Source organism: Maribacter sp. TH_r10, from assembly GCF_033101095.1.
GTDB lineage: Bacteria > Bacteroidota > Bacteroidia > Flavobacteriales > Flavobacteriaceae > Maribacter_A > Maribacter_A luteus.
In genome coordinates, this window is record NZ_JAWMPY010000027.1 from 1 (window position 1) to 1014 (window position 1014).

A 1014-nucleotide genomic window follows, 5' to 3' on the forward strand; every position below is an offset into this window, starting at 1 on the left:
TGGAAGTAAGGAGGCGTTGAGTTTCCGTCTTAGCACAAAGCTAAAGCTTATTGTTTAGTTTTATTTTTTCTTTTCCAAAGCTAAATCCATAAGATTTAGCGACTATATAAATATACACAGACCTTTAGATTTAGCGCTAAAGTCCGCATTACGTTTAGGTATTGTTGTAATGCGTTTTATTTTTCCCACGGCCATTTAGGTCTCTGGTAATTTGAATTGTTTTTTTCAAATTCTAAATTATGCGAATCCACCTCTTTTTGATATTTAACGTCCCAAATATATTCGACCTCAAATGCCCCTTGATTACTTAAATTAATAACTAATTTATTCCATCTAAGGCTTTCATCTTTGGTAGTTTCGTTGTGGAATTTCAAAATTTTATCTGACTTTTCATAGCCTATGCTAGGAGAAAGCCATTTTTTCTCGTCTCCCTCAAAAAAGTGACCATTTAAGCTAACAGTTCCAGGTTGAAGTTGAACAAATAAAGTAGCCGAATTCCAATTGTTTTTGGATTCATCAGGAATGTAAGATGTAATTACTTCCCCTAAGAAGGAATAGAATTGTTTATTTTTGCTAATCTTTTTTTCTGAAGTTTTGAAACCCAGAGTTTCTTGATACTCATCTAGCACAAAACCGCTGTCTATTTTATTTAAAAATATAGACAAATCGTAAAAATCATAAATTATTTCAGAATTAGCACTTTTAACTTTAATAGATGATTTTTTTAGATAATCAATTATTGCTTTTAGAGATGAAGTAAAAAATCCTTGTAGAGATGCGATTTGAAACGCGTCCATTACTCGCTTAATTTCCTTTAAATCAATCTGTCCATTATTTTGGTCTAGATTGCTGTAAAATTCATCATAAATTTCTCGTATTAACATATTTTCTCAAATGCATTACAACGGTCTAGTATAAGAATAGTAGCGGAATTTATACACTGACTTTTCGATCAAACATAGACCTTCTTTATTATTATTTCATTTCGTTTTGGCGAGTACACCGCTATTATTT

General features: G+C 31.1%; 1 protein-coding gene. It reads right to left on the reverse strand.

The window, feature by feature from the left end:
* Positions 1-176 precede the first annotated feature (176 nt).
* Positions 177-884 (reverse strand): hypothetical protein, encoded by a 708-nt coding sequence (locus R3X28_RS19165; RefSeq protein WP_317666489.1) that lies wholly within the window; start codon positions 882-884, stop codon positions 177-179.
* Positions 885-1014 lie beyond the last annotated feature (130 nt).